General features: G+C 71.3%; 11 protein-coding genes. 10 read left to right on the forward strand and 1 reads right to left on the reverse strand.

Annotated features, from left to right (window positions below; translation table 11 throughout):
• The first annotated feature begins 28 nt into the window (after positions 1–28).
• From LV75_RS10110 to LV75_RS10150, 9 genes are all read left to right on the forward strand, one after another.
• Positions 29–1,603, forward strand: coding sequence for an Ig-like domain repeat protein (locus LV75_RS10110; RefSeq protein ID WP_253886559.1), 1,575 nt, complete (start codon positions 29–31; stop codon positions 1,601–1,603).
• A gap of 103 nt (positions 1,604–1,706) precedes the next feature.
• Positions 1,707–2,723 (forward strand): WxL protein peptidoglycan domain-containing protein, encoded by a 1,017-nt coding sequence (locus LV75_RS10115; protein WP_253886560.1) that lies wholly within the window; start codon positions 1,707–1,709, stop codon positions 2,721–2,723.
• Positions 2,713–3,447, forward strand: a complete 735-nt coding sequence (locus LV75_RS10120) for a hypothetical protein (RefSeq protein ID WP_253886561.1) — start codon at positions 2,713–2,715, stop codon at positions 3,445–3,447. The genes LV75_RS10115 and LV75_RS10120 overlap by 11 nt, the downstream gene beginning before the upstream one ends.
• A gap of 43 nt (positions 3,448–3,490) precedes the next feature.
• Positions 3,491–5,071, forward strand: coding sequence for a hypothetical protein (locus LV75_RS10125; protein ID WP_253886562.1), 1,581 nt, complete (start codon positions 3,491–3,493; stop codon positions 5,069–5,071).
• A gap of 71 nt (positions 5,072–5,142) precedes the next feature.
• A complete protein-coding gene (locus tag LV75_RS10130; protein WP_253886563.1) occupies positions 5,143–6,054 on the forward strand; it encodes a sortase in 912 nt (303 codons plus the stop codon).
• A 15-nt stretch (positions 6,055–6,069) separates the two neighbouring features.
• The gene (locus LV75_RS10135) at positions 6,070–6,888 is read left to right on the forward strand and encodes a phosphate ABC transporter ATP-binding protein (RefSeq protein ID WP_253886564.1); all 819 of its coding nucleotides are present in this window, start codon (positions 6,070–6,072) and stop codon (positions 6,886–6,888) included.
• Between the two features lie 79 nt (positions 6,889–6,967).
• A complete protein-coding gene (locus LV75_RS10140; protein ID WP_253886565.1) occupies positions 6,968–7,297 on the forward strand; it encodes an STAS domain-containing protein in 330 nt (109 codons plus the stop codon).
• A 4-nt stretch (positions 7,298–7,301) separates the two neighbouring features.
• Positions 7,302–8,126, forward strand: a complete 825-nt coding sequence (locus LV75_RS10145; protein ID WP_253886566.1) for an ankyrin repeat domain-containing protein — start codon at positions 7,302–7,304, stop codon at positions 8,124–8,126.
• Between the two features lie 157 nt (positions 8,127–8,283).
• A complete protein-coding gene (locus tag LV75_RS10150) occupies positions 8,284–9,204 on the forward strand; it encodes a sigma-70 family RNA polymerase sigma factor (RefSeq protein WP_253886567.1) in 921 nt (306 codons plus the stop codon).
• A 1,142-nt stretch (positions 9,205–10,346) separates the two neighbouring features.
• Here the strand turns inward: LV75_RS10150 and LV75_RS10155 are convergent.
• Positions 10,347–12,680, reverse strand: coding sequence for a Tex family protein (locus LV75_RS10155; protein ID WP_253886568.1), 2,334 nt, complete (start codon positions 12,678–12,680; stop codon positions 10,347–10,349).
• Positions 12,681–12,945: 265 nt separating this feature from the next.
• Here LV75_RS10155 and LV75_RS10160 point away from each other — a divergent pair, with 265 nt between their 5' ends.
• Positions 12,946–13,635 carry a (Fe-S)-binding protein gene (locus tag LV75_RS10160; protein WP_253886569.1) on the forward strand — a complete coding sequence of 230 codons (690 nt, stop codon included), beginning with the start codon at positions 12,946–12,948 and terminating at the stop codon, positions 13,633–13,635.
• Positions 13,636–13,637 lie beyond the last annotated feature (2 nt).

A 13,637-nucleotide genomic window follows, 5' to 3' on the forward strand; every position in this document is an offset into this window, starting at 1 on the left:
CACCTGATCACGGAAGGTTTGCACACCAGTGCGCACAAACGTCTTCACCCGCAGGCTGGTCGGCGGGGCCATCGCCTTCGCGGCCGCCACCGCTGCCACCCTCGGCGCGGCGGGCATCGCCGCCGCCGCGGCGCCCCCCGGGAACCTGGGTTCGCTGAGCATCAACAAGACCTCCGGTCTTGACACCGACGCCCCCACCTTCACCACCTCCGCGGGCTGCACCCCGGACTCCGACGGCTACAGCCTGTTCGTCTACGGGCCGGGTGCGTGGGACGCGGGCTTCACCGCGACCCCCGTCACCGACGTCGGCTTCTCGCAGAGCGGCGGCTTCCCGATCGTGCAGGGCCTGTCCTTCAAGGACATCGCGGTGGACAACGCCACCACGATCGTCCCGGGCAAGTACACCGTCGCGGCCTACTGCGTCGACCAGTTCGCCGCCGAGAACAAGGGCGCGTTCACCCGCGACATCTGGTTCACCTCCGCCACCGCGTGGCGCGACAGCGACCCGGCCGTGCAGAACCCCAGCACCACCGCGCTCTCGGTCACCCCGGCCGCCCCGGTCGTCTCGGGCACCAACGTGACCCTGACCGCCAACGTCACCCCGGCCACCGCCGTGGGCTCCGTCCAGTTCAAGGACGGCGCCAACAACCTCGGTGCCCCGGTGACCGTGGTCAACGGTGTCGCGACCCTCTCCACCACCGCGCTGCCCACCGGCGCGCGTTCGCTGACCGCCTCCTTCTCGGGCGCCGGCTACGTCACCTCCACCTCGTCGGCCGTGTCGTACCAGGTCAACGCGCCTGCCGCCGCCCCGACCACGACCGCCCTCGCGGTCACCCCGAGCGGTACCGCCGCCGCGTACTCGCCCGTCACCCTCTCCGCCACCGTGAACCCGGGTGCGGCCGCTGGTGCGGTGCAGTTCTTCGACGGTGCCAACGCCCTGGGCAACCCGGTCGCCGTGTCCGCCGGTTCGGCCACGCTGACCACCTCCACCCTCGCGGTGGGCGCGCACAACTTCACCGCGCGCTTCGTCCCGAGCAACGCCGCCGCCTACGAGCCCTCGGTCTCGGTCGGCGTCGCCCTCGAGGTCACCCCGTTCGCCGGTGTGACCGCGTCGCAGAACATCACCACCACCGTGCTCGCCGGTGAGCTGCTGATCAGCGTCGCCAACCAGAACGTGGTCCTGCCCTCCCCGGTCATGGCCGCCGACGGTTCGCTGCTGACCACCGCTGGCTCGCTCAACCCGATCAAGGTCACCGACACCCGCGCGGGTAACCCGGGCTGGAACGTCTCGGGTCAGGTGTCCGACTTCATCAACGGCGCCAACGCCATCAACGGCGCGAACCTGGGCTGGACCCCGAAGCTCGTCGACAAGTCCGCCCCCCAGGTCATCACCGTCGGTGCGCAGGTCAACCCGGCCAACGCCATCGCCCCGGGTGCCTCGGCCCCCAACGGCCTCGGCCTGGCCGCCGCCCGCGTCCTCGCCACCGCCGCCGCCCTCGGCGGCAACGGCACCGCGAACCTGTCGGCCGACCTGGCCCTCAACGTCCCCACCTCCACCGTGGCGGGCACCTACTCGGCGCTGCTGACCCTCACCGCCATCTGAGGTAAGCCCGAGACCGGCTGATCGAGTCGATCAAGCCAGTGGGGCGGGCCGGGCCAGGTACCCGGCCCGCCCCACACCTCGACCTTCTACTAAGGACTTGACCATGAAGCGGATCTGGCGCCACGCCGCGCTTTCCGGTCTGCTCGCGCTGCTGGCCACCGGGCTGACCGGCCTGGCGCCCGCGCAGGCCGCTGCGGCCGCTCCCGCCACCTTCGGCGTGCGCCCGGCCACCGCCCAGGCGCCGGACAACCGCCCGAACTTCAGCTACAGCGCGACACCCGGCGCGGTCGTGGTCGACTACGTCGCGGTGTCGAACGTGTCCAACGACCCGCTGTCGCTCAAGCTCTACCCGAACGACGCCTTCAACACCCCCGACGGCGGGTTCGACCTGCTGGCCTCCAACGCCAAGTCGGTCGACGTCGGCGCCTGGGTCACCGTGGACTCCGGCCAGGTCGAGGTCCCCGGCCGCACCACCAAGATCGTGCCGTTCCGGCTGAGCATCCCGCCGAACGCGACCCCCGGCGACCACGTCGGCGGCATCGTGGCCGCCCTGGTCACCGAGGCCACCAACGCCGAGGGGCAGCGCGTCGCCGTCGAGCAGCGCGTGGGTGCCCGGGTGTACCTGCGCATCTCCGGTGACCTCGTGCCGAAGCTGAGCATCGAGGACCTGACCGCCGACTACGAGCACTCGCTGTTCGGCTCGGGCGACACCGTCGTCGAGTACACCGTGCGCAACTCCGGCAACGTCCGCCTCGGCGGCAAGCAGACGGTCACCGTCGAGACCCCCTGGGGCTCCGGGACCTCCGCGCCGAACCTGGCCGACCTGCCCGAACTGCTGCCGGGCAACACCTTCCGCGTGCGCACCACCGTCCCCGGCGTGCTGCCCGCGGGCTGGCTCGACGCGCTCGTGCACATCGACCCGGTCGCCCCACCCGGCCCGCAGCCGCAGGCGCCAGCCGTCGACGCGAGCGTCACCGCCATCGCGGTCCCGTGGCTGTTGCTGATCATCGTGCTCCTGGTCGTCGCGCTGGTGCTGTTCCTGTTGTGGCGCAGGCGAAAGCGCCGCGCCCGGCCCGCGGTCGCGCCGGATCCGTTGCCGGAGGTGGAACATGCGGTCTAGTCGCTACCTGCTCGCCGCGGTCGTCGCGGTCCTGCTCGGGCTGTCCTTACCCGCGACCGCGTCGGCGGACCGGATCGGCGGCCTGCTGGTCACCCCCGGCGAGAGCGTCGACGAGGTCCCGGTGCGGCTCAACACCGAGAAGGGCTGCCCGCAGGGCGCCACCGGCTACATCGCGACCATGAAGGGCCACGGCCTGGACAACGTCGTCGTGGTGCCGACCTCGGACGTGCTGATGTCGCACGACAAGGGGTTCATGGTCCCGGTCGCCAACACCTTCCGCGACTACGCCAAGGACAACAACACCACGCTGCAGGGCCGCTACGAGATCACGCTCAGCTGCGTCGACGCGTTCTCCCAGCAGAACTTCGGCGACTTCACCGCCTCGATCGACATCCCGGCCGCCGGTCGCTACGCGGCGGTCGGCCCGGCCAAGGGCCCGGCGCGCAACACCGACCCGATCGTCCCGCCCGAGTTGGGGCTCGACGGCGGGCAGCAGGACACCGCGCCCGCGCCGCAGCAGCAACCCGGGCAGCAGCAGCCCGCCGACGTCGCGCAGCCGGGCACCGCGCCGGTCGACGCCGCCGAGCCCGACCACTCCGGCTCGAGCTCCAAGACCTTCCTCTACCTGGGTGGTGGCGTGGCGGTGCTGGTCGTGGCCGCGGCCATCGGCGCCCGGATCCGCAGGCGGGGCAGTGAGACCACCACCGAGTCCGAAACCGAGTGACGCCGAACCCGGCCGCAGCTCACGAACTGGAGGCAGTGAAGTCATGCGTAAGCGCCAACTGATCGCGGCAGGCGCGGCGGTCCTCACCACGGTCACGGCGGGCATCCTGCTCGCCGCCACCACCAGCCAGGCGGAACCGCCGACGGCCACCTTAGGGACGCTGACCGTCAGCAAGCAGTCCGGCCTGGACACCGACGCGCCGACCTGGACCACCGAGGGGCCGTGCACCGCGGACTCCGACGGCTACACGCTGTGGGTCTACGGCCCGGGCGGGTTCGCCAAGGGCCTGGTCGGCGCCCCGATCTCGGACGTGGGCTTCTCCACCACGGACCCGATCAGCGTCACCCAGGGCCTGACCTTCAAGGACATCGCGGTGGAGAACAGCACCACGATCCAGGCGGGCGAGTTCACCGCGGTCGTGTTCTGCCGCGACGGCTTCGGTGGCGTCGACACCGGCACGTTCACCAAGAAGTTCTACTTCGTGGACCCGACGCACTGGCAGGTGCGCAACCCGGCGGACCCCACCACCACGTCGTCGACCACCACGACGACCACGACCGCGCCGACCACCACCACGACCACCACCACGGTGTCGCCGACGACCACGACCACGACGGTCGAGCCGACGACGACCACCACGACGGTCGAGCCCACCACCACGACGACCACGGTCGAGCCCACGACGACGACCACCACTGTCGCCCCGACCACGACGACGACGACGGTCGAGCCCACCACCACGACCACGACGGTCCAGCCGACGACCACCACGACGACGGTCCAGCCGACGACGACCACCACCACGGTGGCCCCGACGACGACCACGACCACGACGACGATCAAGCCGACCACGACGACCACCACGGTCCAGCCGACGACCACCACCACGTCGGTCCAGCCGACGACGACCACCACGACCTCGGGTGGGGCCACCACCACGACCCCGTCCGGCCCGCCCCGGCTCGGCGCGCTGACCCCCAGCAAGACCAGCGGTGGCGCCAACGAGACCCCGCCGACCTACTTCACCGACGGCCCCTGCCCGAAGTTGACCAAGGAATACCTGATCAACGTCAAGGGCCCGGGTGACTGGCTCAAGGGCTTCGCGGGCGCGGTCGCGACCGAGAGCGACGTGTCCCTCAGCGACCCCTTCACCGGCACGCAGACCTGGGGCTTCGCCGACATCGCCAAGGACAACAGCGTCACGATCAAGCCGGGCACCTACACCGTCGAACTGCGCTGCGTCGACGCCTTCGGCCAGCTCGACCTGGGCTACTTCGACCTCAAGCTGGAGTTCTTCAACGACACCGCGGGCGCGGTGCGCTGGAAGGTCGCGCAGGGGACCGGCACGACGACCACCACCCCGGCGTCCACCACGACCCAGCCCGGTGGCGGCACGACCACCACCGCGGGCGGCACCGTCGACCCGACGACCACCACCGTCGCGCCCGCGCCGCAGGGCAGTTCCGGGACCGGCTCCGGCGGTGGCCTCGCCAGCACCGGTGCCTCCGTGGGGCTCGCACTGCTCGCCGGTACCGCGCTGATCGGCTTCGGTGGCCTCGCGCTCGTCGCGACCCGCCGCCGCCGCGCCGCGGGCACGCCGACCGAGTGGCCGACCCAGAGCTGATGACCGACTGACCGGTGTGCGCCGCGGGTCCCGCCCGCGGCGCACACCGGTTCCCCAGAGAGGACACCAGGGTGACCGTGCTCGACAAACCCCAACCGGCCCCGGCCCCACCGGGCGTCCCGGAGCCGCGGTACCGGCCGGAACGGCCCGCGCTGCTGCTGGCCGGGCAGATGGTCGCCATCCTCGGCGCGGTGCTGTTGTGCTTCGTCGCCCAACTCGTCTTCCTCGGCGCGCTCAAGCACGAGCGCGACCAGAACTCCGCTTACAACGCCCTGCGCGCCGACCTGGCCAAGGCGACCGCGCCGGTGTCCGGGCTGACCGAGGACGGCAGGCTGCTCGACAGCGGCACCCCGGTCGCGATCATCGAGATCCCGCGGCTGCGGCTGCAGGAGGTCGTGCTCGAGGGCACCTCGTCGCGCACCCTGAAGTCCGGGCCGGGGCACGTGCGCAACACGCCGCTGCCCGGGCAGTCCGGCACGAGCACGATCTACGGCCGCAAGGCCGCTTACGGCGGGCCGTTCGCCCAGATCGACAAGCTGCGCCAGGGCGACGAGATCGTGGTGACCACCGGCCAGGGCGAGCACCGCTACATGGTGCAGGGCGTGCGCAGGGTCAACGACAAGGAGCGGGTCGCCCCCGCAGGCGAGGGGCGGCTGACGCTGGCCACCGCCGACGGGTCCTACTTCCTGCCCACCGACGTCATCCGGGTCGACGCCCGGCTGGTCTCGGAGGTGCAGGCCAAGACCAGGCAGCTGCCCGCGTTCGCGGTGCCCGACAACGAGCGCGCCATGGCGGGCGACCGCTCCGCGCTGGTGCCGATCGCGCTGTGGACGCTGATCCTGGCCGCCGCCGGGGTCGGCGCGGTGTACGTGCGCCAACGGGTCGGCCGCTGGCAGGCCTGGGTGATCGGGGTGCCGGTCGTCGGCGCCGTCGCGCTCACCCTCGCCGACCACTCCGCCGCCCTGCTGCCCAACCTGATGTGACCGGAAGGACCCCCGATGACCAGCGTGATGACCAGCCCCCACCCCGTGCCGGGCGCCGAGCAGGCCAGCATCGACGCGCGCGCGGTCTCCGCCTGGTTCGGTGACCGCAAGGTCCTCGACCGGGTGTCGCTGCTGATGCCGGGCGGCTCGGTGACCGCGCTGATCGGCCCGTCCGGCTGCGGCAAGTCGACCTTCCTGCGCACCCTCAACCGGATGCACGAGCTGATCCCCGGCGCCTCGCTCGCGGGCGAGGTCCTGCTCTCCGGGGTCGACATCTACGACCCGACCCGCAAGCTCACCGACGCCCGCAAGCAGATCGGGATGGTCTTCCAGAAGCCCAACCCGTTCCCGGCGATGTCCATCTACGACAACGTGATCGCGGGCCTGAAGCTCACCGGGCTCAAGGCGGGCCGCTCCGAGCGCGACGACCTCGTCGAGCAGTGCCTGACCAAGGCCGGTCTGTGGGTCGAGGTCCGCGACCGGCTCCGCCAGCCCGGCGGCGCGCTCTCCGGCGGTCAGCAGCAGCGGCTGTGCATCGCCCGCTCGCTCGCGGTGCGGCCCAAGGTGTTGCTGATGGACGAGCCGTGCTCGGCGCTGGACCCGACCTCGACCCGGCGCATCGAGCAGACCATCGCCGAGCTCGGCCACGAGGTGACGATCATCATCGTGACGCACAACATGCAGCAGGCGGCCCGGGTCTCGCAGCAGTGCGCGTTCTTCCTCGCCGAGCAGGGCACCCCCGGGGTGATCGTCGAGGCGGGGCCGACGCAGCAGATCTTCACCGCGCCCAACGACCAGCGCACCGCCGACTACGTCAACGGCCGGTTCGGCTGATCAACCCGTTCGTGGGTCGTCGCGGGTCGCCCGACGCGGGTAGCGTGGGAGTCCGGCACGGTTTCGCGGTGGGGGTGTGGTGGATCTTCGGTTGGACCCGGCCCCGGCCCCCGGGGTCGTCCTGGTCGCGATCGGCGGGGAGGTCGACCTCGTCGCGGCGGGCATCCTGGAGCGGTTCCTGCTCGGCGCGGTCGCCGAGCAGCGCAGCAGCAAGCCGGGGCTCATCGTCGACCTGTCGGACGCGCAGTTCTTCGGCTGCGCGGGGCTCAACGCCCTGCTGGCCGCCCAGCGCAGGCTCGAGCGCACCGGCGGCTGGCTGCGGTTGGTCGACGTCTCCCCGGCGGTGTCGCGCGTGCTGGACGCCAACGGCATGAACACCCACCTCAAAGTCACCACCTCCGGAGGCTGACCCCGTGCCGACCCCAGCCGACCCCGCAGCGCGCTCCCCGCACCGGGTCACCGCCTTCGCCGACCCCGCCGCCGAGTTCCTCGCCCACGCCTGCCTGACCTACGGCGCCGACGGGCCGGAGCGGATCGCCCACGCGTCGCGGATCCTGGTCGACCACCCGTCGATCGTCGACGCGTCGTTCGCGGTGCCGGTGGTGCTGGGCGACCCCGAGCGGGTGCGCGAGTGGCTGGCCCGCGACCGGGGCGCGGCGCTCGCGCAGACCGGTCCGTTCGACTGGGAACCGTTGCTGTACCTGACTTACGGCCGCCTCGGGGTGGGGGACCCGGTCGGGGTCGCCCAGCAGTTGCTCGACGCGGGGGCCGACCCGGACACGGGGTACCTCTGGGAGGGCCTCGCGTCGCCGTTCACCGCGCTGACCGGCTGTTTCGGCCGGGGCGAAGGGGATCAGCCGCCGCACCCGTCGGGGCTCGCCCTGGCCCGGGTGCTGCTGGCGGCGGGGGCCAGCCCGAACGACAGCCAGACGCTGTACAACTGCCAGTTCCGGTCGGATGACGCGCACCTGCGGCTGCTGTTCGAGTTCGGGCTCGGGCAGGGGGAGCCGCCGTGGACGATGGCGCCCCCGACGCGGCGGATGCTGCACGACGTGTTGCTGTGGGCGGCTTCCACCGGGCAGCGGGACCGGGTGGCGCTGCTGCTCGAGCACGGGGTCGAGGCGGATCCGGGGATCGAGGGTCACCCGATTCACCGGGGGCTCTCGCCGGTCGAACTCGCTCAGCACAACGGGCACCCCGAGGTGGCCGCACTGCTCCTCGCGTCCTCTGTGGACTGATCGCGCAGGGTCGTTGACTGATCACGTGGAGTCGCGTTTTCGCGCTGGGTAGCCCCTTCGGGTGGGTCCGGTATCCGCCGTATGGCCGGAGGGGTTGCGCTAGGGACTACGGTCTGAGCCCGAACCCAACGCGAATAACCTTCCGCGGAGGCCAGCCGTGCGACCGACCGACCCCAGCGACGCCGACGTCGCCGTGCGCGCGACCCCGGCCGACCCGACGGCGTTTGCCCAGCTCGCGCACTTCCTGGACCGGTTCGTCGGCGACCGCGACCTGGCCGAGGCGCTCGCCAGGCGGGCGGTCGACGGCGCGCTTTCGCGCCGCCCCAGGCGAACGCGGGCGTGGTTGTACCGCACCGCGTACCGGGGTGCGCTGAATCACATCCGCCCCGACGTCCCCATGGTCGAGCTCCCCGACCTCTTCGCCGACGACCACCGGGCCGACCACAGCAGCGCCGTCGAGGCCACCCAACTCGTCTGGGACGCCGCCGCGACCCTGGACCCGCGCACCCTCGCCATCCTCGAACTGACCCTGCGCGACGGCCTCACCACCCGCGACCTCTCCCACGCCCTCGCCGTCAGCCCCCTGCAGGCTGCCCGCCTTGCCCGCCGCGCACGCGAAGCCCTGATCTCCGCTGTCCGCACCCAGCTGATCGCCCGCGCTTCTTGCCCCCGCCTGGCGGCCACATCCCCCGCCGCAGTCGACCGCCACCTCCACCGCTGCCCCGACTGCCGCGAACTGACCAGCCGCCTCACCGCCCCCCTCGCGGTCTTCGCCGTCCTCCTCACCGACCCCCAACCCCCCGTGGACGACCCCGCCTGGGCCCCCGTCGACCCGCGGCGCCACTTACTCCTCAAGACCGCGTTGACCATGGCCCTAACCCTCGGCCTAACCGCCGTCTTATCCCTCGTCCCCCACGACGCCATCCCCCCAGAATCCGCCGTCCCCGCCACCACGACCGAACTCCCCGCAATCACAACGTCCGCCCCCACCACCCCGACCAAACCACCCCCACCCTCAATAGCCACCGACCCCCTCGTCGGCGGCCCCGAAACCCACCCCATCTCCATCGACCGCTAACCCCACCCACCCCGGCGACTGTCGTCCCGCCCTGCCCCCTGCACAGCCCAAACCCCTGATGCTGAGCCAAGTCCGACGCGAATCAGCCCTAGCCGCTAGCCAGCCATCGGACCCTCGGCAACCGCTGGCGCCATCCCAACCCTCGTCAGGTCCAGCCCGAACCCACCTGACCAGCCCCTATCCACTCGCAACCTGCGGTGTCATCCCCGCCCGCCCGAGTCAGCCCAGCCCAGCCCCTGGCCACCCGGCCCCAGCGATGCCACCCCAGCCCCCGTCCGGGTCCGCTCCACCCCACAGTGCCGGCCCCTGGACACTCGGAAGATGTGGTGCGAGGCCAGCCCGCCCTCGTCGGCCCTGCCAGCCCAGCCCCTGGACACTCGGACCCTGCGGTGCCAACTGGCCTTCCGTCAGGTCCGCCCCAGCCCGCCTTCCCAGCGCCTGGACAGTCGGAGTCGCTGGTGCCAGGCTGGCTCGATGGGGCGGACTTGTTTTGCGTGGGGGGACAACACCCGTAGCGTTTCCGCGCGGCAGGGCCTGCTTTTGGGCCCCTGCTTTGCGGTTCTGCGTCGGGTGTTGTAGGGGCCCCGCGCAAAATAAGTTCGCCCCATCGAGCTTGTCGCATTGTCGCGTTTCCCGCCGATGTTGCCGCCAGGCGACGAGGCGTTTCCCGGAGCCGAAGGCGGAGGCCCGAATCCCTTGCCACGCACACCCAACCACGGCCCACGCCAAGATCAACCTGACCGAAAGCCCCCAAATACACAGCCTACCGCGCAGCACCGACAAACCGGGGCCAGCAACCAACGCCCTGTGGACAACTGAACCCGTTGTGGACAACCCGCCACCACAACGCATTCGCAAGATCATCCGCCGAAAGACCCCCGATATACAGCTTACCGAGCAGGGCCGACAAAACGCGGGCGTCAACCGCAGCCTGTGGACAACCAGACCCCTTGTGGATAAACAACCGCAACCATCCACGCAAGATCATCTGTCGCAAGAGCCCCCAATGCCCAGCCCGCCAAGCAGCACCGACAAATCGGGAGCGGCAGCCGATGCCTGTGCACAACCAAGGCCACCCACCCCAGCCTCGCCGCGCACAGGATCAACTATCCAGGCTTAGCCCAACAAACCAAGAGCAGCAATCACCCCTTATACCCAGCCCGCCGCAAGGCATCCGCCAATGACCCGCTAGCTGCAGGAGCAAGCTTCCCCTGGCCTCCCTGCGCCCGGTTTCCCTGTGCTCGATTGGCGCGCGGCTTGTCTCGTCGCTGCTGCCCAGAATCTCCAGGCGTAGGAAGCTCGTCGTCCAGGCGGAGGGTCAGGGAGATCCGCTTGCGGGGGATGTCGACCTCCAGGACCTTGACCCGCACCACGTCGCCGGACTTGACCACCTCGCGGGGGTCTTTCACGAAGTTCTTCGACAGGGCCGAGACGTGCACCAGGCCGTCTTGGTGGACGCCGATGTCGACGAAGGCGCCGAAGGCGGCGACGTTGGTGACGACGCCTTCGAGGGTCATGCCGGGGCGTAGGTCGCCGAGTTTTTCGACGCCGTCGGCGAAGGTGGCGGTTTTGAACTCGGGGCGCGGGTCGCGGCCGGGCTTGTCCAGTTCGGCGATGATGTCGGTGACGGTGGGCAGGCCGAAGGTGTCGTCGATGAAGTCCTGCGGGCGCAGGGCGCGCAGCTTCGGGGTGTTGCCGATCAGCGCGGGCAGGTCGCCGCCGGTGCTGGCCAGGATGCGGCGGACGACCGGGTACGCCTCGGGGTGCACGCTGGAGGAGTCCAGCGGGTCGTCGCCCGACGGGATGCGCAAGAAGCCCGCGCACTGCTCGAACGCCTTCGCGCCGAGGCGGGCCACGTCCTTGAGGCCCTTGCGGCTGCGGAACGGCCCGTTCGCGTCCCGGTGCGCCACGATGTTCTCCGCCAGCGTCGCGCCGATGCCCGACACCCGGGTCAGCAGCGGCGCCGAGGCGGTGTTGACGTCCACGCCGACGCCGTTCACGCAGTCCTCGACCACCGCGTCGAGCGAGCGCGACAGCTTCACCTCGGACAGGTCGTGCTGGTACTGCCCGACGCCGATTGACTTGGGGTCGATCTTCACCAGTTCGGCGAGCGGGTCCTGCAGCCTGCGCGCGATCGACACCGCGCCGCGCAGCGACACGTCCATGCCGGGCAGTTCCTGCGAGGCGTACGCCGACGCCGAGTACACCGACGCGCCCGCCTCGGACACCACGACCTTGGTCAGCCGCAACTCCGCGTGCTTCTTGATCAGCTCGCCCGCCAGCTTGTCGGTCTCCCGCGAGGCGGTGCCGTTGCCGATCGCGATCAGCTCGACCTTGTGCTCGGCCGCCAGCCGCGCCAGCTTCGCCAGCGACTCGTCCCAGCGCTGCTGCGGCACGTGCGGGTAGATCACATCCGTCGCGACGACCTTGCCGGTCGCGTCGACCACGGCGACCTTCACGCCGGTGCGGAAGCCCGGGTCCAGGCCCATGGTCGCCCGGGTACCGGCAGGCGCGGCGAGCAGCAGGTCGCGCAGGTTCATCGCGAACACCCGCACCGCCTCGTCCTCGGCGTTCTGCCGCAGCCGCGACCGCAGATCAATGCCCAGGTGCACCAGGATCCGGGTGCGCCACGCCCAGCGCACCGCGTCGGAGAGCCACTTGTCGCCGGGACGGCCCTGGTCGGACACCTGGAACTTGGCGGCGATGGCGATCTCGTAGTCGCTGCGCACCAGCGGCGAGGAGTCGGCGTCGGGGTCCGGCTCCAGGCCGAGGTCGAGCACCTCCTCCTTCTCACCGCGCAGCATCGCCAGGATCCGGTGCGAGGGCAGCCGCTCGAACGGCTCGGAGAACTCGAAGTAGTCGGCGAACTTCGCGCCCTCCTCCTCCTTGCCCTCGCGGACCTTCGAGGCCAGCACGCCGCGCTTCCACATCCGCTCGCGCAGCTCACCGATCAGGTCGGCGTCCTCGGCGAAGCGCTCGACCAGGATCGACCGCGCCCCCTCCAACGCCGCGGCCACGTCGGCGACGCCCTTGTCCGCGTCGACGAACCCGGCGGCCACCTCGCGCGGGTCCTGCGTCGGGTCGCCGAGGAGCTGCTCGGCCAGCGGCTCCAGCCCGGCCTCGCGGGCGATCTGCGCCTTGGTGCGCCGCTTGGGCTTGTACGGCAGGTAGATGTCCTCCAGCCGCGCCTTCGAGTCGGCCGCCATGATCTGCGCGGTGAGCGCGTCGTCGAGCTTGCCCTGCTCGCGGATGGAATCGAGGATCGCGGTCCGCCGCTCCTCCAGCTCGCGCAGGTACCGCAGCCGCTCCTCCAGGGTGCGCAGCTGGGTGTCGTCGAGCGCCCCGGTGACCTCCTTGCGGTACCGGGCGATGAACGGCACCGTCGCGCCCCCGTCGAGCAACTCGACGGCGGAGGTCACCTGCCGCTCGCGCACCCCGAGTTCCTCGGCGATGCGCTGGTGGATTGGTGCGGTCATCGCGTCTCTCGCTCCCACGTGTTGCCGGTCACTGCCCGTACGCCATTCTGGCGGACCGGTGGTGGGCGCGGGTGGCTGGGGCGCGCGCTGTGGGCGAACCCGGGGGTTGTGGACAACTCGGGTGTCCAGCGTCCCCCGCACTGCCGTGAAGACTGTGCTGTGACGTCTGTGCCGTGCAGGCTGTGCGGTGCAGGCAGTGCGAGAGAGACTGTGCGAGAGAGGCTGTGCGGTACAGGCGGGTGCGATGAGGGCCGGAGGAGGGCGCATGCGGGTCGGGCTGTTCCTCACCTGCCTCAACGACGCGCTGTTCCCCGCGGCGGGCAAGGCCGTGGTGCGGGTGCTGGAGCGGCTCGGGCACGAGGTGGTGTTCCCGGCCGGGCAGACCTGCTGCGGCCAGGCGCACTTCAACACCGGGTACCGCCGCGAGTGCGTCCCGCTGGCGCGCAAGTTCGTCGCCGACTTCGCGGGTCTGGACCACGTGGTGTCCCCGTCGGCGTCCTGCGTGGCGATGGTCCGGGAGAACTACCGGGAGCTGGCGGGGCAGTCACCGCCGGTGTTCGAGTTCACCGAGTTCCTGGTCGACGTCCTCGGCGTGACCGACGTCGGCGCCGCATTCCCGCACCGGGTCACCTACCACCCCACCTGCCACGGCCTGCGCCTGCTCGATCTGGGCGACCGGCCGACGACCCTGCTGCGCGCCGTCCGTGGCCTGCGCCTGCTCGACCTCCCCGACGCCGCGCACTGCTGCGGGTTCGGCGGGACGTTCGCGGTGAAGAACGCCGACACCTCGGTGGCCATGGGCACGGACAAGGCGCGGCACGTGCTCTCGACCGGCGCCGAGGTCCTGGCCGCGGTGGACAACTCCTGCCTGATGCACGTGGGCGGCCTGCTCTCGCGCTGGCGGTCGGGTACCCGGGTCATGCACGTCGCCGAGATCCTGGCGAGCGACCCGTGAGC

This window comes from Actinokineospora diospyrosa (assembly GCF_024171925.1).
Classification (GTDB): Bacteria; Actinomycetota; Actinomycetes; order Mycobacteriales; family Pseudonocardiaceae; genus Actinokineospora; species Actinokineospora diospyrosa.